Genomic DNA, 21,150 nt, shown 5'->3' on the forward strand with positions numbered 1-21,150 from the left:
CCCTTATGGGGTTACAAGCTGAGTCAGCCAATTATCCTTTCTGTCGTGAGTCTAGGGTTAAAGATCCCTGTGGAACAATTGCCTTTTGTGACGGCTACACTGGAATCGTGAACACATCGCACATAGCGGCAGGGGATGAAGGCGACGCAACTCGCCGCATCTGGACCAGGCATAGTGATGGAGTAAACTGTGTATTTGTAGATGGTCATGTTGAATGGATGCTGGGAGAAAACGCCGCAGTTCTAAGCAAATGGACATTAGCTCAGGATTAGTTGTAAGTAAATAGCATAATATGTATCACAGAATAGGGTAACTAAACTATCACAAAATAGGAGGGAAACTGGACATGTATCATATAAATAAAAAGTTAAATTTGAGTTTGCTTGTGAGTTTTTCGGTACTATTTCTTTTGTCAGTTTTCAACTTTACTTCTTCAGCCACAGCAGAGGAAGGGCTAGTAGCTTACTGGAATTTTGATGAAGGTAAAGGTAGCGTTCTTCATGATTTAAGCGGTAATAAAAACCATGGCACCATAGTTAATGCTAGTTGGGCAAGAACAGAGGATGGACACGCGCTCAAGTTTGGTGAGTCGGATACCCATTATGTTAATTGTGGTGAAAATCCGAGTCTGAACATCACCGGTGATATGACCATCATGGCTTGGGTAAAGCTCATGCCTTCCACCTTTCCCAATCCAAAAACCAACTGGACAATCCTTAGTTGTGAAAAGTATAAGAAGTCGGGATTCATTTTGAGGATAGATGGCAGGACTGCCAAGCTATTCTTCAGGCCAGGTTATGATGGAGATCCTCTATATGTTTATTCTGAGATGTATCTAAAAGCGAACATTTTCTATCATTTATCTATTGTAAGAAATGGTAAAAACATAACCTATTTTATAGATGGCATACCTGACACTCAGTTCGAGGTCCCTAATCCCGCTCCTGCAGAGATTCCTCTAACAATCAGCAATGAATCACAACCCTTTGAGGGACTTATAGATAACATGAAGATTTACAACAGAGCCCTGTCCGAAGACGAAATCGTCAATCAATACAGGCAAGAAGCAAAATCGCGGGGCAAAACCGTATTTTTAGTTGAAAAGGCGGAAAGGGAGACTGGAACTTCGTTTTTCAAACAAGATAAGAAACAAATAGATTTTCACGCTACAGAAAAACAGCTTCATTTCGCCAATCAATACATTGGCATAGAATTCTTTAAGGTTGGTGATACATACCGCCTGTCGCGTTTCTATGGCATCGAACATGACATAGATTTCCTTACTTTGACTTTTGGAGGTCACCCCTTCAATCTCTGGGAGGCGATACTGAGAGCCGACAATGGCAGGGACAAAGCTGAAAAAAGAATTGGCGTGACCGATGCCCGCACATCCTCTTACCACATAGATAAAAATGAGGTGCAGTCTACGCTACAGGTAACATGGGGCGGAATAGACCTTCCAGATAAGAAGGCGGCGATTGAGGTATGCATCAGTGTGACCCTCAAGCGCGATGATCCCCTTTCCTACTGGCGTATTGACGTTCGCAACAACAGTAAAAAATGGGGCGTCTGGCAGGTGTACTTTCCAACCCTCTCTCTTGCTCCCATTGGTGAGAAACACAAAGATAATGTTTTTGTTTTCCCAAAGGATCGGGGTCGTGTAGTCGAAAATTGTTTTGAGACACAATCCGGATACGGTCATGGTCTGAACGCAGATTATGAGGAACCACCAACAGGACCAGGACAGTCAGTGCCCGGCGACATGGACATGCAATTTCAAGCCTTATACAACGCTGAGAACGGTGCCGGATTATACCTGGCGGCATATGATGGTGAGGGATATATGAAACATCTCCGCGTCGTCAATAGAAAGACAAATCTTCTTTACCTGATTGCACATGACCCGGATAATATGGGCTATCCCAAAGAGAATTATTCGATGTCGTATGATTTCGTAATAGGTCCATTCACGGGAAATTGGTATGACGCATGCCAGATATATCGTCAGTGGGCAATTAAACAATCCTGGTGCAGTAAGGGACCTCTTATAGAGCGCAATGACATACCGAAGTGGTTCAAAGAAGCGCCTATGATGCTCTGTGCACAGACATACGGTAAAGATGATAATATTGCCAATGTACACGATGCCTTTCTCGCGTTTCTTGACATAGCTAAAGTTCCTTTGCCGTGTGTGTGGTATGGCTGGAAGTTTTACCAGACAAAATTGACCGCTTATGACAAGCTAGATTCACCTTGGCGTGTCTCCGCGAAGAACCCTTATCCTCCCGGTAACGTACATGACGGCAACTATCCTAAATTACCAGCGCTTCCTGGCTTTAGCGAAGCTTGCAAGAGTATACGTGAAGCAGGTGGTTATCCCTCCCCATACGTTTGCCTGCAGATATACGACCAGGGTCAGGCAGAAAATGCTCCATATGTTAAGGATGCCCGACCCTATGTTTCGCGCCATATTGACGGCAAACTCCGCAACTATCCCCGCGAACCATCTTGGTTAATGTGCGCTTTCACCAAGTGGTGGCAGGAACGCCTGAAAGAGACCTGCGTCGAACTGATCCGCAGAGAGCACGCCGGTGGCGCCTATCTGGATACCATGCATGGTGCAGCACATTGGTGTTTCGCCACTGAGCACGGTCATTCATACGGCGGCGGAACCTACCGATCAAAGGGAATGCATGAAATTTCCCGTATCTGTCGAGATGCGATGAAAGCTGTGGACCCGAATACGTTCACTACCGGTGAGAATCCCAATGAAATCATGATAGATGTGATTGATGGTATACTTTACCAGTATACTGTTCGCGCGGACTTTTCAGCCCCACTATTTGCAACTGTCTACCAGGATTATATTACACGCCACGGCATGGGCTGCCGTGTGGAGGCAGGAGAGGGGTTTTATATGCAAGCCGGGTCACTTTTTGTTGAAGGGGCTCAGATCGGCAGACTCAGGATTGGCGGAGGGACAAAGCATCTCGATGTTCGTGAAGAAAAGTACGGTGAACAGCTGGCTTATCTAAAGCGGCTAATCGGGTACTATCGTCAGGACATGGCGAAGAAATTTCTTTGTTATGGTCGCTTGCTTCGGCCCTTGAAATTTTCACAGCCGTCCCAGATGCCGGTTATGTCCTACAAGGAACCAAGAGGTTATACATATCGGGCTGGTATTGTAAAACTTCCAGCTTTACAGTCCGGTGTATTTCAGGCGCCGGATGGAGAACTTGGTGTCTTCATTGTCAACATGAGTCCGAAAGAAGTCTCCTTTACTACGGCTCTTGATTTTATAGAATATGGTTTACCGGACAGTAAGATTTTTAATGTTCAAAGTATAACATCCGAAGGAAAAAAGAAATTAGAGTATAGTAACATCAAACAAAAGTTAATTCTCCAGGGAATACTCAATCCACGTGATGTGATTATGTACAGAATTGGAGAAAAGCTCCAGTAGATTTCTCATCAAGACGGAAGGCGAGTGAAACTTTGTAAGATATTTAAATTACCGCTAATAATATTTTGACAATATGTTCTGGTTCTGGACAAATAGGACAGGAATTAATGTTTAACTATATGAAGATCCAACCGTACAGGGGTAAAAAGTGAATGGGAACTAATTCAAAAATCAGGATAAAATCCAAGTCATGGGAGTTTTTAGAAGAAAAATGGCATTTCATATCAGATATGCCGTCAGTAATTCTGAAGGATAAAAAAGCACTAAAATCTGATACAAAAAACATAAAAATAGAAACCTCCTTTTCTTCATACAGGGACGTTTTTTCTTCGGTAACTGTTGATATTACGAACAAGGGCAGGTCTCCTGTGTGGATTGAGGAGGTGGAATTCTGCAGGATAAACATCCGGCACTTTCCCGCAAAGAACCTGCGCATGTTAATCTACAACGATGATGCAACAGCAGGTAAATGGCTGAATAACGGAAACAGGCCTCTGCTGGGAAGCTCTTCCATGGACTCTGATGTAGATGATAACTGTTCCCGGCTCTTTACATGTGTATATAACCAGGGATCAGCGGATGGGATATTCCTCGGGCTTATACCTGAAGGAGGCCGTATATTTTATAACTCATTTACAAACACCGGGAATGTTTTCAGGGGAACAGCCAGAGTGAGAATACATATTAAGCCCCGAACTAGAATCAGAATTGGCAGATTAGTTGTTGCAGGAGGAGAGCTTGAAGGGGCGTTTTCAGGTTTTAGTTCCTTGTTCGGCAGACCGAGAACCAGCCCGGATTTTGCAAAGAATATCGGATGGAATTCATGGGATTATTATCTCTGGTCTGTTAACTCGGATGATATCATGGAGAATATGAGATTTATTAAGAAAACCCCATGGCTGAAGAAGCGCCTTAAATATATAGTCATTGACTGCGGATGGTCAAGCCGCCACGGCGACTGGAAGGCAGATCACACCTTTCCCGGAGGTATGAAGAATATTGCAGGCAAGATCAGACGAGCCGGATTTATACCCGGTATATGGGTTGCCCCTTTCATGGTACACCGCGATAGCCGGATTGCGATAGAACATCCGGAACTTATTGTGAAAGAACCCGACGGGAGAGGACCTCTCAGGATAGGCAGGGGATTTGAAAAAGCCATGTGTCTGGATACGACTCATCCGGATAGTATAAGTTTTTTGCATAACCTTTTTACAAGACTGAAAAAAGATGGATTTCGCTATTTCAAGACAGACTATTTATCTCATGTGCTGATTGCAGGCAGGGAAGGCAGGTTCCATAACAGAAATATAACACCTATGGAGGCATTTAAGAGGGGTATTCAGACCATCAGAAAGGCAATAGGGAATGATTCAAAGCTTCTCGGGTGTGCAGGTTTTATTCCTGAGGCCGGAGTGGGTATCTGGGATGCATGCAGAATGTCACTGGATATAAGCTCTTACTGGTCGGATATACTTGCCCTTTCAAGAGATGCAGCCTTGAAGAGTATGTTCAACGGGAAAACATGGCAGAATGATTACGATTTCCTGATAGTCAGAAGCGCTGAAACATCTAAGGAAAAAAAGATAAACGTATTCGAGGACCTGAAGTTTTTTGTTCCGGAAAAAGCGTACATGCCGTATTCAGTAAGAAGCGGCTCGACACTTAAGACAGAGCATGAAGCAAGGGTATGGGCATCCCTGACACTGGTAGCAGGGGGGTCTATGGTGCTTTCAGACAGACTCAGTATGTTGAACAGAAAGGGAATTAATTTGATAAAAACTGTTGTTGAGAATGCAACCGGTACAGCAGGACATCCCCTTGATTTCCTTCATAAGGGAATGTCTCGTATCTGGTTTTCTGAGAATAAATCTGAATATCTTATCGGTATATTCAACTGGAGTGACAGAAAAGCTGTCATTAAGCCGGGTAATTTTCTAAGGAAGAAGGGGATACATCTAAAAAAAGCATACGAATTATGGAGCAAAAAGATACTCTCTCTGGATGCAGTAAAACTCGGACCGAGAGATGCCAGAGTTTTTAAAATTAAAAGGCATCTGATACAACAAGAAAGCAAAAATTCAGGATAAAACTTTCTCTTAGTACAACAGTCTTTGGCAGTAAATAATTGCAAAAAAAATTCGTGGATTAATTCTTGACATTCAAAAAGGATATATCTAGCATAAACATAATGATTAAACATACTCTTGTATACCATCTTACTTGTGGAATTATCAGGATCGGAATGTGTGCCGTTCTGCTGCTGATTCTCGGCTGCGGTACCGATATACCCCTAACGAAAGAAAAGAGACCGAGGAGTTCAGTAGGCTGGTAACTGAGTGGCAGGAGGCTGTGAAAGCAGGAGCTACCAGCACCGCAATGCAACTGGCGACCAAGATCTGCGGCAATATGCCGTCTTACACTTTGCAACCAGCATATCTCAGATTATGCAACAGGTTATGCAAGGAGAATGATATAAATCCCAAGTACCTAGATGCTGGTTTTGATGCATGGGACTTTCGGTATTGGAGAGACGCTTTTGCCTTTAAAAAACTTGGTCATCGTATAGTGAGTGAAGCAGGGAAGAATAACGACGCCCCCATCTTTGCACTCTTCACAGCAGTTCGTAAACATATAAAGTCTTCAGAACCGCCCAATGGAAATATACTATGGCCTTATACAATATGGCAGTTAAGGAAAGGCTTGTGCGACCAACAGGCGTGGGTCTTGTGTGAGTTGGCATATCAGCTTGGGTATGAAACCCAGATTGTATATCTCCGGGACCTCAAAACGTTGACTTCACCACACACAATCTGCGAGATCAGAAAAGGAAACAAGAAATGGGTTGCTGACCCGTCTTCAGGTAAGCTTCTTCCAAATATATCCGTTGCAGATTTGGCTACTGACACACAACTAGCTGCGTCTACTTGGCCAGACAGAAAGGATTTGCAAGAGGCAATCAAAAAAACAGACTACTATCTTCCCGCATATCCACAGGATTACTGCCAGAGAAATCAAGTGCTACAACAAAAAGCAAGACGTACGTATATTGGGAGATAATTGCCCACGCTTTGGTCAGTCTCCTGCTAACCGACTGAACAAGTACATGTCATTGACAAGGCAGGAGGACCGGCCTTTTCAGTACCAGTTTTGGGTTTCTCCTTTCCGTTTGCTATGCACTCAGATGGTGCTTGACATTCAAAAAGGATATATCTAGTATATGGACATAATGATTAAACGAACTCTTTCAGATATTAAAATCAGGATTCAGAAAGCCAATTCCATCAAAGAGGGAAAAAAATCCGAGCTGCTTGACCTGCTTTCAACTCTAAAATCCGAAATTGAGGAGCTTTCCAAGACTCAGGCTGATCACGCGAAAAGCATTACAGGTTTTACTGACATCTCAACTCATGAAGCAACACGTGAAAACAAAAACCCAGAACTTCTAAAAGTCTCTATAGAGGGCTTGTCTTCATCGGTTAAGGGATTTGAAACATCGCATCCAAAACTGGCAGAGATTGTAAATTCTATATGTCTCACGCTGTCAAATCTCGGCATATAGGACCTACCTGATCAATTCCTCTGCAATCTGAACTGCATTAAGAGCCGCACCTTTGCGGATGTTGTCTGAAACTACCCACATATTGATTCCGTTTTTCTTAAAAGGATCCTTGCGGATTCTGCCTACATAGGTATCATCCTTGCCTTCTGCAAAAATAGGCATTGGGTACTGTGGCGGATCGGCGCTTATATCATCAACAACAGATATCCCTTGAGCATCCTTCAAGACACTGGTGATTTCTTTAATAGAAACTTCTCTTTCTGTCTCAATATATATAGATTCTGAATGAGCATAAAAAACAGGAACTCGCACTGTAGTCGCAGTAATCTCTATTGTATCATCATGTAAAATCTTATGTGTTTCTTTAACCATCTTCCATTCTTCTGTTGTGTATCCCAATTCTCCAAAAGAGCCTATGTGCGGAATTGCATTAAATGCTATTTGATAAGGATAAGCCTTAATATCTGTTATTTCTTCTCCATTGGTATAATCCTGAACTTGTTTTTTCAACTCCCCTATTGCCTCTCTTCCTGTCCCTGAAACTGATTGATATGTAGAGACAATAATTCTTCTTATCTTTGTCAATTTATGTATTGGCGCTAGTGCGACCACCATTTGAATGGTGGAACAATTCGGATTGGCAATAATATTCTTATGCCATTCTATGTCTTCAGGATTAACTTCTGGAATAACAAGCGGCACATCAGGATCCATTCGAAAATCCGCTCCATTGTCGATTACAACAACTCCTTTACTGGCTGCGACTTTTCCAAACGTTACAGCAGCGCCTTTTTCCCCCTCTGTGCCGGCAAACAGTGCTATGTCCATTCCATCAAACAATTCTTCGGATATTGTTTTAACACTATATGTGTTGCTGTCTACAATAATATCTCTTTTGCTTCTGGCAAGAACAACAAGTTTATCAACAGGAAACTTACGCTGACGCAACACCCTGAGCATCTCTATACCAACTGTGCCAACCCCGACAACAGCTAAATTGTAGGTCTCTTTTTTATTCATCTTTACATCACTTCTTTTGCTACCATATCCCCTATTTCTGAAGTTGTATGTCCCATTTTCCCTGCAGAAAGGCTTTTCATATCATTTTGAACAATCTTTATTACAGCTTTCTCAATATCATCTGCTGCTTTGCTCTCTCCGAGATGTTCAAGCATCATACCCCCTGCACATATAGCAGCCATTGGATTTATCACGTTTTTGCCTGTATATTTTGGAGCTGAACCTCCTATTGGTTCAAACATGGATGTTCCGCCTTCGTCAGGATTAATGTTTCCGCCTGCTGCAATACCCATGCCTCCCTGTATCATTGCTCCGAGGTCAGTTATTATATCCCCAAACATGTTATCTGTTACAATAACATCAAACCACTCGGGATTCTTTACCATCCACATACAGGTAGCATCAACATGAGCATAATCTGTTTTTATGTCAGAATACTCTTTAGCAACATCATTAAAGGCTCTTTCCCAGAGATCAAATGCAAAGGTTAAGACATTAGTCTTGCCGCATAAAGTCAGCTTTTTACCTTTATTTCTCTTTCTGCAATATTCAAAAGCATACCGGATACATCTTTCCACGCCCTTACGAGTATTTATTGATTCCTGTATAGCAACTTCGTCAGCAGTCCCCTTCTTTAAATTCCCACCAGCACCAACATAAAGTCCTTCTGTATTCTCCCGCACCACAGTAAAATCAATATCATTAGGACCTTTATCCTTTAAAGGAGTATCTACTCCCGGATAAAGCTTAACAGGTCTCAGATTTATATACTGATCCAGAGCAAACCTGAGCTTGAGAAGTAGTCCTTTTTCCAGAATTCCGGGTTTTACATCAGGATGACCTACTGCGCCAAGATATATAGCATCCAGCTTTCTAAATTCTTCTATAGCGGAATCAGGCAGGACTTCGCCTGTTTTCAGATATCGCTCACCTCCAAAATCATAATGTGTAAACTCAAACTTTATATCATATTTACCCGAAATCGCTTTAAGCACTTTCATGCCTTCTTTTATAACTTCAGGCCCTGTCCCGTCTCCACCTATCACACCTATTTTATACATCGCAACTCCTTTTTTTAGTATTAAGTCTTTTTTTGAATTTTTACTTAATACTTACCGCTTAATTCTTAATCCTAGTTCGGAATTATAACAACAATATTTTTCAAAGAAAAGCATAACTTTATTTTTTCATAGCAAAAATCAGCCTGAGACCTTGTAAAGTAAGGTCCGGGTCTGTTTTTTGTATGCTTTTTGAATATTGACTTATCAGCGATGACCAGCCGCCTGTACCAATAACCTTTGGCGGTGTGAGAAATTCTTTCTTTAATCTTTCTACTATGCCGTCTATCATTGAGCTAAATCCGTACACAATTCCTATTTGTATGCTCTCAGTAGTGTTCTTTCCAATAATTGACGTGGGTTTTTGGAGCTCTACCTTTGGCAGTAAGGCAGTATCTCTGTAAAGTGCATTAAGAGACATTCCTATGCCTGGGAATATTACCCCTCCCAAGTATTCACGTTCTTTAGATACCAGATCAAATGTAGTAGCCGTCCCGCAATCCACAACTATTGCAGGAGCACCATACAGGTTATATGCAGCTACAGCATTGACTATTCTATCACTCCCAACCTGAGAAGGTGCGGCATATGTTATCTTTAATCCTGTTTTTGTCTTATAGTCAACTACCAGAGGATTAATGCCAAAATATTTTTTGGATAACTTCCTGAATAATTTCGTCACGTCAGGCACAACAGAAGATATTACAAAACCTGTTATTTCATCTTTCTTAAGATTTGATTCAATTAGAAAATTGTTTAACTTTTTGAAATAATATTCAACATCCTGCTTTACTTTTGTTTTTATGCTGATTTTAGATACTAACAGGTCACTAGCAAATATACCTGCACTAATACTTGTGTTTCCTACATCAACGGCAAATAACATACTCAATTGTTCCCTCTGTAATGCGTCTGGATATACCGGAATCTAATCTGAGAATCAACGCGCCATCAGGATCGATTCCAAGCGCTTGCCCTTCTACAACCTCATTTTGCAAAATCGCTCTGACTTGTTTGCCAAGAATAGAAGACATTTCTTTCCATTCCTCAAACAGCAGACTTCCTTCTCCCTTTTTCAGATATAAATAAACCTTCTCTATTTCAAATAACACTTTCCGTACAAGCTCCACTCGTGATACTTTCTTAGCACATTCCATTTTTAGCGAGGTAGCTTTACCATATAAATCACGTGGAAAATCATCTTCATCCAAATTCACATTTATTCCAAAGCCTATAACTATAAAACCAGTTTTCGTTCTTCTTTTTTCTACAAGAATTCCACAAACTTTTTTCCCTCTTATTACCACATCATTTGGCCACTTAATATAAGCAGGTAGAAATGTTGTCTCCCTTATTGCCTTAGAAATAGCAACAGATGCTCCAATAGTAAGCAGATTTAGTCTTTCTGAAAGCACATTTGATTTTAATATAATTGAGCACAGAATGCACTTTTGCGGCAGAGAAAACCACACTCGGCCTAATCTGCCTCTCCCTTTTATTTGCCCTTCTGCTAGAATAACAACACCTTCTGCATTGTGCTTCTCAGCCAATGACCAAGCTATATCATTTGTAGAAGACGTTTTATTATAAACATATATTTTTTGCCCTATTATTTGAGTCTCTAGACCAGCTTTGATTGTATCTTCAGAAAATTCTTCCATATTCCATATCCAATTAAAAATTTAAAATTAAGAATTAAGAATTCTTAATGATATATCCATTGCTTTTGCAGAATGGGTTAGCCTGCCAACAGAAATTCTCTCAACCCCGCATCCTGCTATCTTTTCAACACTATTAAGAGTTACGTCTCCTGAGACCTCTATCTCTGGCAAATTTTTAATTTTTAATTTTGAATTTTTAATTAAGGAAACTGCCTTTTTTATAGTCTGTATATCCATGTTGTCCAGCATGATTATATCCGCTTGAGATTGAAGAGCTTCCCTAACCTGAGACAAATTCTCTGCTTCTATCTCAATCTTTATGTTTTTGGGAACTTTCCTTCTAATAGTCTGCACAAGTTCCTCTATATTCCTATTCGCTATCTTTAGATGATTATCTTTTATTAATACCATATCATAAAGCCCCATTCTATGATTCTGCCCTCCACCAACGCTTACCGCATATTTTTCTATATCGCGCAGTCCAGGAGTAGTTTTTCTTGTGTCAAATATTCTTGCTTTATAAGGTTTGACTTTTTCTACATACTCTCTTGTTAATGTTGCGATTCCTGAAAGCCTTTGCAAAAAATTAAGAGCTGTTCTTTCTCCAGCCAAAATGGGTGTTACATGTCCTGATAATTCAGCTATTACATCCCCCTTCTTAACCTCTGTTCCATCTTTAACTAAGAATTGGAAGTTAATCTTATTATCAAGTGTTTCAAATACAGCCTTTGCTATTTCCAGTCCGGCAATTACTCCCCGCTGCTTTACTATAATTTTAGCTTTAGCATTCCTCTTTTGAAAAGCACAAGCTTCTGTAGTAACATCCCCTTCTCCAATATCTTCTTTTAAGGCTGCAGTAACAAGTTCCTTAACTCTATTTCGTGATATGTTCATATAACCTCATATATACCTTCTCTGTTTCTTCAACCATTCTGGACACGTTAAACATTGTTTTTACTCGCTCCAGTCCCCTCTCCCCCATTTCCTTTGCCTCTTCCTTATTAGATAGCAACTGTATAATAGCATCTGCCAGCGCTTTTGGATTCTTAGGCGGGACAAGAACACCTGTTTCTTTGTCCACAACAACTTCTGGTATTCCGCCAGCTGTTGTCGCAACAGCTGGCAGCTTCATTAGCATCGCATCCATAAGAGAAGTGCATAATCCTTCAAGATGAGAAGGGAGAACAAAAAGGTCCATTATTGATAATAATTCACCAATATCTTTTCGAAACCCAGTAAAGATTACATTTTCTGTGATATCTAATTCCTTAACCTGTTTTTTTAAGGCTTCTTCCAACTCTCCTTTGCCAATAATGAGAAAAAGCGCATTTGGAAATATTTTTAACACCTCAGGAACAGCATTAAGTAGATATTTATGCCCCTTGTGATCTGTCAGATGCGCAATTGTCCCAACAATCGGTGAATCCTCTGATAAACTAAACTCTTCGCATAAATACTGAGTATCACTTATACTGTCGAATTTTCCTATATCTATTCCACTGTAAACAACATTTATTTTGTCCTGAGGAACACCTGCATTTATCAGTATATTTTTAATTGCATTGGATATTGCAATTATCTTATTTGTGAGATAATTATACTTTATGTTTGAAAAAACATTACGTGCAACCCCAAAATCAACCCTGCGCGTGACAACAAAAGGAATCTTCTTTATCTTTGCAGCAACTGCTCCAATTGTGTGTGCATGAGATGTATGCGCATGAACAATATCTATTCGTTCATCGGTTATTACTCTGCAGATACCTCTAATAGCCTTAAAATCCAATTCTCCCCGCATTACTACAGGACACACTCTGAAATTATTGTTAATAACCTTTCTTACTAACACGCTATTTGGTTGAACAGATACAACATTTTCGTGATTCCTGTCTCTTAAGCCATTCATAAGATACGTCATCTGAACTTCCCCGCCCCTCCAGCCACATTCTGTATTTATATGAAGAATATTCAAAGTTTATCCTTTTATTTTTAGTTCTATGCCTGAAATCATAAAATAAACTTCATCTGCTATGCTTGCAATGAGTTGGTTGCATCTTCCAGCAATATCTCTGAATTCGCGTCCTAATCTACTTTCAGGAACTATGCCCAGTCCTAACTCATTACTCACCACAATAAGTGTAAATTTGGAAGTTTTTACTGTTTTTAATAGTGTCCGAATATCCCCAAGAATGCGGGCTTCCGCCCCTTCAATACCGAATTTATGCATCATATTAGACAGCCACAATGTGATGCAATCCAGAATAACAGCACCCTCAAAGTTTTTAAATTTGTTTAAAATGTTAATATTTATCGTCTCTTCAACTGTCTTCCATGTGCTGCTTCTCTTTGATTTATGCTTCTTGATTCTGTCTGCCATCTCTTTATCCAGTGCTTCTGCAGTAGCCAGAAAAAGAACATCCTTTCCAAGTGCTGATGCTAATTTCTCTGCAAAAGAGCTTTTTCCACTCCTTGCCCCGCCTGTAATGAAGATTATTTTAGCCATGTAGAATTATATGCTTTCTTTAATCCATACTATTGCATTATATGTTTTTTGCCAGCATTTTTTATTATCAGATACATAAATAATTGCTTCTTCTTTACTTCCTGTCGAATAGTAGCCTGGAATCCTTTTGGGTAATTTGTTTTCTCCTGTAATATACGATACTATAAAAGGATTGCTTTTATATGCCCTCTTAAGTTGCCTTAATGCTCTTTTATCCTTCGTCTTAAATAAATATAATGCCGAAGTATATAGAAAAAATGTTGAATATTCTCCATATTTCTTCAATAGTTTCTTCAACTCATCATCCCTATCTTCTAAGTATAGCCAGCATAATAAGTTATAACGAATTCCCTGATTATCATTAGGATTTAGCCTTAACATTTTTTTATAAAGCTCAATCGCTTTTTCTTTCTTATTCATTTTCCACAAACATTCAGCAAGTCCGGCACAAGCACGCATATACGGTCTTGTTTCAATCAACCCCCAAAAATACCCTTTATTTTTATTGAAATATCCTTTCCCGTATTTTTTCTCAAAGGCTTCTATTCCTGCCTTAAAATATTGACATTCATCTTCAATTGTATCTGCTTCATCTTCAGCTAATATATTAAATGCATCTGTACACAATGGATCTATTTTAAGAGCTTTCTTTGCTAGAGATATCCTCTTTCTCCTAGATTGAGTCTCCCACGCGTCATATACAAGCTCTTGAGCATTATTCTTGCTATTTTTAAAAGACGCAAAATCAATAATATTGTATTTTTCTAACATATGTTTTCTCTCCATAATGAAATTTCACTGTGTGCTTCGCCTAATGTTACATGAAATCATTAAAATCATCAAAGCCACTGGAATGCCAAATTTCATCTTTCAGACATTCATAGACATTAAATACAATTGGACAAAATGAACAATTATCTATCACATTTATCAGTCTAAAAACAAAATCGTTTTTATGCAGATGGGGATAGGATATGCAATCCTTAGGACGATAAGCATGACATGAACATGAATTATCCTTTAGGAAAGGACACGGTTTTTTGTTAAATACGAATTTCTCTGATTCTCCGTCCTTAACCAAATATTGGTCACTGAATTGGATAGCAGAAATTCCTAAACCTTTCGAGAGTTTTTCGATATCTTCATGGTCTAGAGTAGGCAATATTTCTTTGCAGCAATTTGCACAAGTTTTACAATCTATCTCTGAAGATATTTTACGATATAATTTATGCATAATTGTGTCTATCTTTTTAGATGAAATATCACATCCTTTCAGAAAAGATCGAAATTCCCAATTTTCATCCTCTTTTTTCTTTGATAATTCCTTAATTTTATTAATATTGGTTTCCATGGTAATCCTCTGTTCATTTCCTAAAAGTTGTCCGTTTTCTCCGCTAGAATTATCTTAGTCATGAAATTTTCCTAATCCAACTCACCTACTGTTGCTACTTGTCTGTATTTTACATCTTCAAACTCATTAAAATGCGCATAACCGCATTTTATTTTTTGTTTTTCAGTAATTCTTAATTCCTGCCCTGCCGATTTTGTTTCAGCCACAAAATAAACCGTTTTTTCATTCTTCTTTATTAACGCCCAGTCGGGGTTATAACTTCCGATAGGTGTTTTAATTTTAAACCAGAACGGCAGTTTAAAATAGAATTCAATATCATCCCTGTTTTCACACTCTTTTGCAAACTCGTATTCCACATTTGAATCAAGCGCTACCAGCTTACTGTAAATCGTCTTATCTTCTTTTGATATTTTAAAGGTTAAATCATTGATATGTATTTCGTAATCCTCAAACAGCCTCATTTCATATTCTTTTGAGCCGATTTTTTCATATTTAATGCCGTCAATCATTAAATTTTTAAGCACCTCACTTATAGCCCTGATTGAATTATCAAGAAAATACTGCGGATTAACTAACACATCGCCTATTCTTCCGGATCCGACAAGAATTCCCAGTATCGTAGAACGGGTCAACTCGGTTCTTTCCTGGATATATGACAATAAATCAGGTATCTCGAAAATTCCGTCAATCGAACTAATATAAGATGCCTTTGGTTCAGCCACAATGCCGGCATCATCAAATTCCAATACAGTTTTTGATGTTTTAATTATCGCTTTTTTTACAGCGGGCATTTCCTTAACGGCTTTTGCAGCTTCCCGAATTAATTCCTGCGTTTCATAGTGTACGCTGTATGTAGTCTTATTTTTAATTCTGCCCCAGATTTCTTTAAATTTATCATCCAAAGCAAAACCTTTGCGGTATTTGACCGTTGCTCTTTTTTGTTTATTCTTAATTCGTCCTTTAAACGAAACTCCGCAATCTTCTTCAATCTCGGTTTGAAGCTGCTTTGCAAAGTCCTCATAAGCTTCATTTGCTACAACAGTCAGACGGTTAATATTTCTATCTTGAATTCTAACACCTTCCTGATTGACGGAAAGTCTTAATCCTCTGCCTATTTCCTGCCTTTTTTTAAGTTCGGACTTCGTTTCATTCAGAGTGCAAATCTGAAAAACATTCGGATTATCCCACCCTTCCCTTAAAGCTGAATGGCTGAATATAAATTGCAGGGGCTCATTAAGATCCAGCAGCTGCTCTTTGTTTTTCATAATAAGTTTGAAAGTATCGTTATCAGCCAGAGTATTACCAATTGTATCTTTCCATCTGCCTTTCTTATCAACTGAGAAATATCCGTTATGGATTTCTTCCACATCAAAGGGAATTGCACCTTTAAATACCGGTTTGCCTGAGATTTCCCTGTAAATTTCTTCAAACCATTTTGCAAATTTGCCTTTAACGGGCTTCCCGTCATTGTCATAATCGCGGTAATTGGCAACTCTGTCGATAAAAATTAAGGAGAGTACTTTTATACCCCTGTCCTTTAATCTTTTTCCTTTGAATAAATGTTCCTCTACAGTCTTTCGTAATTGAGTTTTCATAACCTCATCACTAAAACCTCCCAGAGTATCGCCCGTAAATATCGTTTCGCCGTTTGAAAGTTCAACAAAATCTTCTGCGACGTCAATTCCGTTTACGATATACCCGTCTTTATATATTTCCCTTTTACAGGAAAGCTCGTATAAATCGTCGCCGACTTTTGCAGTAACGGCTTTTCTTTTCACGCCGTCCTTTGTATTCACATCAATGCTTATTTTTGCGGAGGTTTTTGTTTTGGTCGCGCTCGTTTTTTTCAGAGAAACATAAGCCTCATTAAAATCATTTTCAGTAACAACTGAGTCAACCTCTATCTGTTTAACCAACCCGAGGTCGTAAGCTTTTACCGGGTCAAGGCTGTAAACCATGTTATAGCGGTTTATGTGTGTAGCTGAGTAACGCAATGTGCAAAGCGGATTCAGATTTTCAATGGCTCTTTTTCTTATATCAGTTTCCATATTCTGCGGTTCATCCACTATTACAAACGGGTTTGTCGCCTGTATGAATTCAATCGGGCGCTTACCCGTCAATTTATCATTCGGTTTGTTGATTATATTTTCATCTTTCGCAAAGGAATCAATATTGATAACGAGAATCTGAATTGTATTGCTGATTGCAAAATTCCTTAAACTTGAAACCCGTCTTGAATCATACACCACGAAGTTTACGGGAACCTTATCATATAAGCTTTGAAAATGTTCAAAGGTAATTTCAAGATTTTTCAGTACGCCTTCACGGATTGCAATCGAAGGAACAACAATAACAAACTTTTTAAAACCATATTTCCTGTTTAATTCATAAATCGTTCTGAGATACACATAGGTTTTGCCTGTCCCTGTTTCCATTTCAACGGAAAAATGCATTCCGTCAAGTTTATTTGATACCGGAATTTCGTTTTTCTCCTGCATCGCCCGAATATTTTTCAATATTTGCTCATCTGCGATTGTAAGCCGGTTACCTATGCCGCCGTCCGGCGATAAAAACCTCTCGCTTTCAATGCTGAAGCTGAAATCGCCTGTATTTAACGGCTGTCCCTCAAATATTCCGACAGTAGAATTGATAGCGTCAAGCTGGAACTGCTGGTTGGGGTCGAAGTGGAGTTTCATAGGGATTACTTCTTTTCCTGCAATTTTGCGTAAAGCCTGATAATAGAAACGCTCTTTGCGTAAAGTCTTTTCTTAAAAAGTTTACACAAATTAGTTTGCATATATTCTGCTTTACCCAAAATCATAAAACCTTTTTTCCTTCCGTAATATTGATTAAATCCGGCAAAACATAAACAGTGGGCATTCTGCCTCTTCCTTTTCTCAAAATACCGATTAAGCCTGATTTTACCAATTTCCTTAATAAGTTATTCCCTGTAATTTTATTAGGAATGCCTGATGATTTAATGAAATAGGCTGAGTTTATTACAGGCGAATTAAAAAACGCGTCCAGAGCAGGGACGGCATACTGAGAATGAGTTATATCTATAAATTTCACTTTTTGTTTTTCATATAGGCTCAGAATTTCTTTTGCCTTAGATATATTCGTATCAGATTGTATTACAATAGCTTGCAGAAAATACTCAACCCAATTCTGCCAGCTGTTTTCTTCGGTGATCGCAAGTAAACCATCGTAATATTCATCTCTGTGTGTTTCCAGATATTCACTTAGATAAAACATGGGTCTATCAAGACATTTTTTTATATAAAGAAAGAGAGGTATCAGCAGTCTTCCAATTCTTCCGTTTCCGTCCTTAAAAGGATGTAATATTTCAAACTGGGCATGGACAATGGCAAGTTGAACCAATGGGTCTGCATAGCCATTCTGAGCAAGAAATCTCTCCCATTTTTCCAAGTGTTCAGGCAGAATGATTGGAGAAGGAGGGATAAAACGAGCCTGCTCAATTGGAGTACCACGTTTACCTATCCAGTTTTGATCTTTTCTAAATTCGCCCGGTTCTTTGTCTTTTCCCCGAACGCTGTCCAATAAAGCAGCATGAAGGCTTTTAATGAAGTTGAGACTGATATTCCTGTGTTTTAATTCATCTTCTGCAATTCGTAAAACCCGTCTATAATTACCAATCTCTTTTATATCTTTATTCATTGAAGGAGATTTGTCCTTCTCGATTCCTGCATCATGCTCAAGAACTTCCTCTAAAGAAGCCTGCGTCCCTTCAATTCGTGATGATAAAACCGCCTCATTAATTGTAAGAGGAGATAGAAGAACACTAGGATTTATTAAACTTTGTAATAATCCATCATAACGGGCTATGGCTGCATTGGCTTTTCCAATCAACGGAACTAGTCCTCGCCAGTTTAAATTTTCTATTGGCAATTCGTGAGGAATAAATGGCTGCATATTTACACCACCTTAAATCCAATCTCCGCATCTTTCATCTGTAATGCGGTATTGGTTTTTAACTGGTCGTTGTTTTTGAAAAGACGGTCGAGAGTTATAATTTTATTTGGTTTTTCAGCAATAACTTTTTTTATTATAGCTTTGTCAACCTTTTCAAGAATTAAAGCAATCTCACCGTTATTTACAAGATAAACCCCATTAGTGCGGGTTATCTTTGCGGTAAGCGGAACGCCTGATTTAAGAAGCAGCTCATATAAAATGTTATCCATTTTTGTATTCTCATCCAATGGGTCAATATGAATTTGCAGCTGTTTTTGCAGTTCTTCTTCTGTTTTAATATCCTGCCGCCAGATTTTGAAATTGGACTTCTGTAATTTGAATACTTTGAATCCTAAATCCTGTTTACCTGCTTTGCCGTCTAAATCCAGTTCACCTTTCTGTTCTTTCTCAATCTTCTTTATAACTCTGCGTATTCGCTCCTTCCCGATTTCAGCAATTGTTTTATATCCTGCTTTATACGCTTCGCTCTTCTCGTCGCATTTTTCAGGAAGCTGAACGAGAATAAACTTACGGTTACCTCCGTCTTCTTTATTGAGGTCAAGAACAGCGTGAGCGGTGGTCGCTGAACCGGAGAAAAAGTCAAGAATAATATCGTTTTCGGTGAATATTGAGCCAATCAAATTCTTAATGAGTTTGGTAGGTTTCGGGTAATTAAATATATTACCTTCAGTAAATATTGATTTAATTTCTGTATCACTATCTTGATTATCTCCCCAATCTAGTAATAAATCTTTTATAGATTTTCGCATTTCTTTTTCTTCAGGTAACAAATCTCTTCTTAGACCATAATTTGATGTTATAAATAAACAATCTTTTTCAACAAACATACTTACTTGTTCCTGATTGTTTCTAAATCTTGCTTTAATTTTTATATCATTTATAGTCCTACCATTCTTAATTTTTACGTCATTTAAATATTTAATTTCCATTGTCCGAATTTTATACACTCCTGCTTTAATTATAGTTATATCATCAGGAAGTTTAACTCTTATTCCTTTCTTAATACAACGTTCACTAATTTTATTCCCAGCATTGTCAAGTCTTGTATTAAAATCGCTTCTTGTTTCTATTGATAATTTTTCTAAAGAATTTTTATTTTTCGCAAATATTAAAATGTATTCTACTATTTCAGCAACATGTGTGCTCATATAAGAAGGTTGCTTTTTCTTTTTCCATTTTAAAGCAGAAACAAAATTCTCTTCTCCAAAAACCTCGTTCATCATCATTCGCAAATTATGCACTTCGTTATCGTCAATACTTACAAATATCACCCCGTCATCCCGCAGTAAATTTCTTGCCAAAAACAGCCTCGGATACATCATAGAAAGCCAATTGGAATGATAATGGCCGCTGTCCTTGCTGTTTTTTCTGAACAATCCCTCACGGGTCATATAACCTGTTTCATCCTTATCCCCGATTCTTTCCAAATATTCCTCTCTGGTTTCTGAGAATTTATCGGGATAGATAAAATTATCGTTGCCTGTGTTATACGGCGGGTCAATATAGATCATCTTGATTTTACCAAAATAAGATTTTTGCAGGACTTTCAGGACTTCAAGGTTTTCACCTTCAATAAAAACATTTTCCGTATTATTGAAATTAATTGATTCTTTTTCGTCCGGCACAAGGGTTGCCGTAGTCGGCGACTGTAAAACGCGAAAAGCGTCGGACTTGCCCGCCCAGTTAAGCACATAACGCTCATTTTTAAATTCAATGTCATCGCCTAAAGCAGCCTTGAGCTTTTCCCAGTCAATTTTTCCTTCAGTAAATGCTTCGGGGATTAGTTTTTTTAGCTTTTTGAGTTTTTCTTCAGTAATATTCAGCGATTTTCCATCCATTATGCTTTATCCTTATGAAAAAGAACAAGGTTATGCAAGAAGTTTAGTTGCCATTTTTATTAATTCAGGAATGTCTTTTTGAACGGTATTCCAAACGGTATCATAATCAATATCGAAGTATACATGTATCAGGTGATTACGCATTCCTATAATTTGCCCCCAGTGAATTTCAGGATGTTTATCTTTGTATTCTTCAGATATTTTGGATGCTGCCTCACCGATAATTTCTATAGCACGAATGATAGCATGTACTGTTTTGCTGTCATTTGCTAAATCATCAAAAGAATAGCCTTTAGAAAATTTTCTTACTTCATTTGCTTCTTCAAGGATATGTTGCAATCGGATTTTGTCTTCAAGCCAAGGCATATTCTACTCTCGCTTTTGATAAAACATCTTCTCTGAAATAACGACTTAGTTCTGCTGGGGTTCGCAAATCAATCTTTCTGCCTATCATTTCTGTTAATTCGATTTCCATTCCGGCAAAACCCATTAAACCTGGAGTATGTTTTTTATTAAATTCAACAATAATATCAATATCACTATTCGGTTTCAGTTCATCGCGTAGAGCGGATCCAAAAAGCATCAACTTTTTTATATGGTTCTTATGACAAAAAATTTTGAGTTCTTCTCTTGATATACAATCTGTTAAACTAAACATTTTTATTCCTCATATTGATATGGCAAAAATTTAATCTGATAGA

Annotated in this window: 19 protein-coding genes; 5 read left to right on the top strand and 14 right to left on the bottom strand. The window is 38.6% G+C overall.

Features of this window, described 5'->3' with window-relative positions; translation table 11 throughout:
- From KKC91_05735 to KKC91_05755, 5 genes are all read left to right on the top strand, one after another.
- Nucleotides 1-272: hypothetical protein (locus KKC91_05735; GenBank protein MBU0478048.1), on the top strand; the 272-nt coding region annotated here is incomplete at its 5' end.
- A gap of 74 nt (nt 273-346) precedes the next feature.
- The gene (locus KKC91_05740) at nt 347-3,463 is read left to right on the top strand and encodes a LamG domain-containing protein (protein MBU0478049.1); all 3,117 of its coding nucleotides are present in this window, start codon (nt 347-349) and stop codon (nt 3,461-3,463) included.
- A 152-nt stretch (nt 3,464-3,615) separates the two neighbouring features.
- Nucleotides 3,616-5,553: an alpha-galactosidase gene (locus KKC91_05745; protein MBU0478050.1), complete on the top strand. Its 1,938-nt coding sequence runs from the start codon at nt 3,616-3,618 to the stop codon at nt 5,551-5,553.
- A 262-nt stretch (nt 5,554-5,815) separates the two neighbouring features.
- A complete protein-coding gene (locus KKC91_05750) occupies nt 5,816-6,523 on the top strand; it encodes a hypothetical protein (protein MBU0478051.1) in 708 nt (235 codons plus the stop codon).
- 160 nt (nt 6,524-6,683) lie between these two features.
- Complete coding sequence (locus KKC91_05755) at nt 6,684-7,025, top strand: DUF4404 family protein (protein MBU0478052.1); 342 nt, start codon at nt 6,684-6,686, stop codon at nt 7,023-7,025.
- A gap of 3 nt (nt 7,026-7,028) precedes the next feature.
- On the opposite strand, the gene KKC91_05760 is transcribed toward KKC91_05755, so the two are convergent.
- From KKC91_05760 to KKC91_05825, 14 genes are all read right to left on the bottom strand, one after another.
- Nucleotides 7,029-8,045: an aspartate-semialdehyde dehydrogenase gene (locus KKC91_05760; protein ID MBU0478053.1), complete on the bottom strand. Its 1,017-nt coding sequence runs from the start codon at nt 8,043-8,045 to the stop codon at nt 7,029-7,031.
- Nucleotides 8,046-8,047: 2 nt separating this feature from the next.
- Nucleotides 8,048-9,106: a 3-isopropylmalate dehydrogenase gene (locus KKC91_05765; protein MBU0478054.1), complete on the bottom strand. Its 1,059-nt coding sequence runs from the start codon at nt 9,104-9,106 to the stop codon at nt 8,048-8,050.
- Between the two features lie 118 nt (nt 9,107-9,224).
- Complete coding sequence (locus KKC91_05770) at nt 9,225-9,995, bottom strand: type III pantothenate kinase (GenBank protein ID MBU0478055.1); 771 nt, start codon at nt 9,993-9,995, stop codon at nt 9,225-9,227.
- Nucleotides 9,973-10,764, bottom strand: a complete 792-nt coding sequence (locus KKC91_05775; GenBank protein ID MBU0478056.1) for a biotin--[acetyl-CoA-carboxylase] ligase — start codon at nt 10,762-10,764, stop codon at nt 9,973-9,975. Before KKC91_05775 ends, KKC91_05770 begins: the two co-directional genes overlap by 23 nt.
- A 27-nt stretch (nt 10,765-10,791) precedes the next feature.
- A complete protein-coding gene (gene nadC / locus KKC91_05780; protein ID MBU0478057.1) occupies nt 10,792-11,658 on the bottom strand; it encodes a carboxylating nicotinate-nucleotide diphosphorylase in 867 nt (288 codons plus the stop codon).
- Entirely contained in the window at nt 11,639-12,736 is a 1,098-nt protein-coding gene (locus tag KKC91_05785; GenBank protein MBU0478058.1) for a glycosyltransferase family 4 protein, read from the bottom strand. The genes nadC and KKC91_05785 overlap by 20 nt, the downstream gene beginning before the upstream one ends.
- A gap of 3 nt (nt 12,737-12,739) precedes the next feature.
- On the bottom strand, nt 12,740-13,267 hold the full coding sequence (gene cobU / locus KKC91_05790) for a bifunctional adenosylcobinamide kinase/adenosylcobinamide-phosphate guanylyltransferase (GenBank protein ID MBU0478059.1): 528 nt from the start codon (nt 13,265-13,267) through the stop codon (nt 12,740-12,742).
- Nucleotides 13,268-13,273: 6 nt separating this feature from the next.
- On the bottom strand, nt 13,274-14,038 hold the full coding sequence (locus KKC91_05795; protein MBU0478060.1) for a tetratricopeptide repeat protein: 765 nt from the start codon (nt 14,036-14,038) through the stop codon (nt 13,274-13,276).
- 46 nt (nt 14,039-14,084) lie between these two features.
- Nucleotides 14,085-14,618 (bottom strand): YkgJ family cysteine cluster protein, encoded by a 534-nt coding sequence (locus tag KKC91_05800; GenBank protein ID MBU0478061.1) that lies wholly within the window; start codon nt 14,616-14,618, stop codon nt 14,085-14,087.
- A gap of 71 nt (nt 14,619-14,689) precedes the next feature.
- Nucleotides 14,690-17,314 carry a DEAD/DEAH box helicase family protein gene (locus KKC91_05805; GenBank protein ID MBU0478062.1) on the bottom strand — a complete coding sequence of 875 codons (2,625 nt, stop codon included), beginning with the start codon at nt 17,312-17,314 and terminating at the stop codon, nt 14,690-14,692.
- A gap of 121 nt (nt 17,315-17,435) precedes the next feature.
- The gene (locus tag KKC91_05810) at nt 17,436-18,551 is read right to left on the bottom strand and encodes a Fic family protein (protein ID MBU0478063.1); all 1,116 of its coding nucleotides are present in this window, start codon (nt 18,549-18,551) and stop codon (nt 17,436-17,438) included.
- A gap of 2 nt (nt 18,552-18,553) precedes the next feature.
- Entirely contained in the window at nt 18,554-20,449 is a 1,896-nt protein-coding gene (locus KKC91_05815; GenBank protein MBU0478064.1) for a site-specific DNA-methyltransferase, read from the bottom strand.
- Between the two features lie 30 nt (nt 20,450-20,479).
- Nucleotides 20,480-20,815, bottom strand: a complete 336-nt coding sequence (locus tag KKC91_05820; GenBank protein ID MBU0478065.1) for a DUF86 domain-containing protein — start codon at nt 20,813-20,815, stop codon at nt 20,480-20,482.
- The gene (locus KKC91_05825) at nt 20,802-21,107 is read right to left on the bottom strand and encodes a nucleotidyltransferase domain-containing protein (GenBank protein ID MBU0478066.1); all 306 of its coding nucleotides are present in this window, start codon (nt 21,105-21,107) and stop codon (nt 20,802-20,804) included. Before KKC91_05825 ends, KKC91_05820 begins: the two co-directional genes overlap by 14 nt.
- Nucleotides 21,108-21,150: the final 43 nt, after the last annotated feature.

The organism is bacterium, assembly GCA_018812485.1.
Classification (GTDB): Bacteria; JAHJDO01; JAHJDO01; order JAHJDO01; family JAHJDO01; genus JAHJDO01.

Excerpts from the sequence above, each read along its gene's own strand:
- KKC91_05740 (MBU0478049.1), top strand. The coding sequence starts at position 347 with ATGTATCATATAAATAAAAAGTTAAATTTGAGTTTGCTTGTGAGTTTT.
- KKC91_05745 (MBU0478050.1), top strand. The coding sequence starts at position 3,616 with ATGGGAACTAATTCAAAAATCAGGATAAAATCCAAGTCATGGGAGTTT.
- KKC91_05755 (MBU0478052.1), top strand. The coding sequence starts at position 6,684 with ATGGACATAATGATTAAACGAACTCTTTCAGATATTAAAATCAGGATT.
- KKC91_05760 (MBU0478053.1), bottom strand. The coding sequence starts at position 8,045 with ATGAATAAAAAAGAGACCTACAATTTAGCTGTTGTCGGGGTTGGCACA.
- KKC91_05765 (MBU0478054.1), bottom strand. The coding sequence starts at position 9,106 with ATGTATAAAATAGGTGTGATAGGTGGAGACGGGACAGGGCCTGAAGTT.
- KKC91_05775 (MBU0478056.1), bottom strand. The coding sequence starts at position 10,764 with ATGGAAGAATTTTCTGAAGATACAATCAAAGCTGGTCTAGAGACTCAA.
- nadC (MBU0478057.1), bottom strand. The coding sequence starts at position 11,658 with ATGAACATATCACGAAATAGAGTTAAGGAACTTGTTACTGCAGCCTTA.
- cobU (MBU0478059.1), bottom strand. The coding sequence starts at position 13,267 with ATGGCTAAAATAATCTTCATTACAGGCGGGGCAAGGAGTGGAAAAAGC.
- KKC91_05795 (MBU0478060.1), bottom strand. The coding sequence starts at position 14,038 with ATGTTAGAAAAATACAATATTATTGATTTTGCGTCTTTTAAAAATAGC.
- KKC91_05800 (MBU0478061.1), bottom strand. The coding sequence starts at position 14,618 with ATGGAAACCAATATTAATAAAATTAAGGAATTATCAAAGAAAAAAGAG.
- KKC91_05805 (MBU0478062.1), bottom strand. The coding sequence starts at position 17,314 with ATGAAACTCCACTTCGACCCCAACCAGCAGTTCCAGCTTGACGCTATC.
- KKC91_05810 (MBU0478063.1), bottom strand. The coding sequence starts at position 18,551 with ATGCAGCCATTTATTCCTCACGAATTGCCAATAGAAAATTTAAACTGG.
- KKC91_05815 (MBU0478064.1), bottom strand. The coding sequence starts at position 20,449 with ATGGATGGAAAATCGCTGAATATTACTGAAGAAAAACTCAAAAAGCTA.
- KKC91_05820 (MBU0478065.1), bottom strand. The coding sequence starts at position 20,815 with ATGCCTTGGCTTGAAGACAAAATCCGATTGCAACATATCCTTGAAGAA.
- KKC91_05825 (MBU0478066.1), bottom strand. The coding sequence starts at position 21,107 with ATGTTTAGTTTAACAGATTGTATATCAAGAGAAGAACTCAAAATTTTT.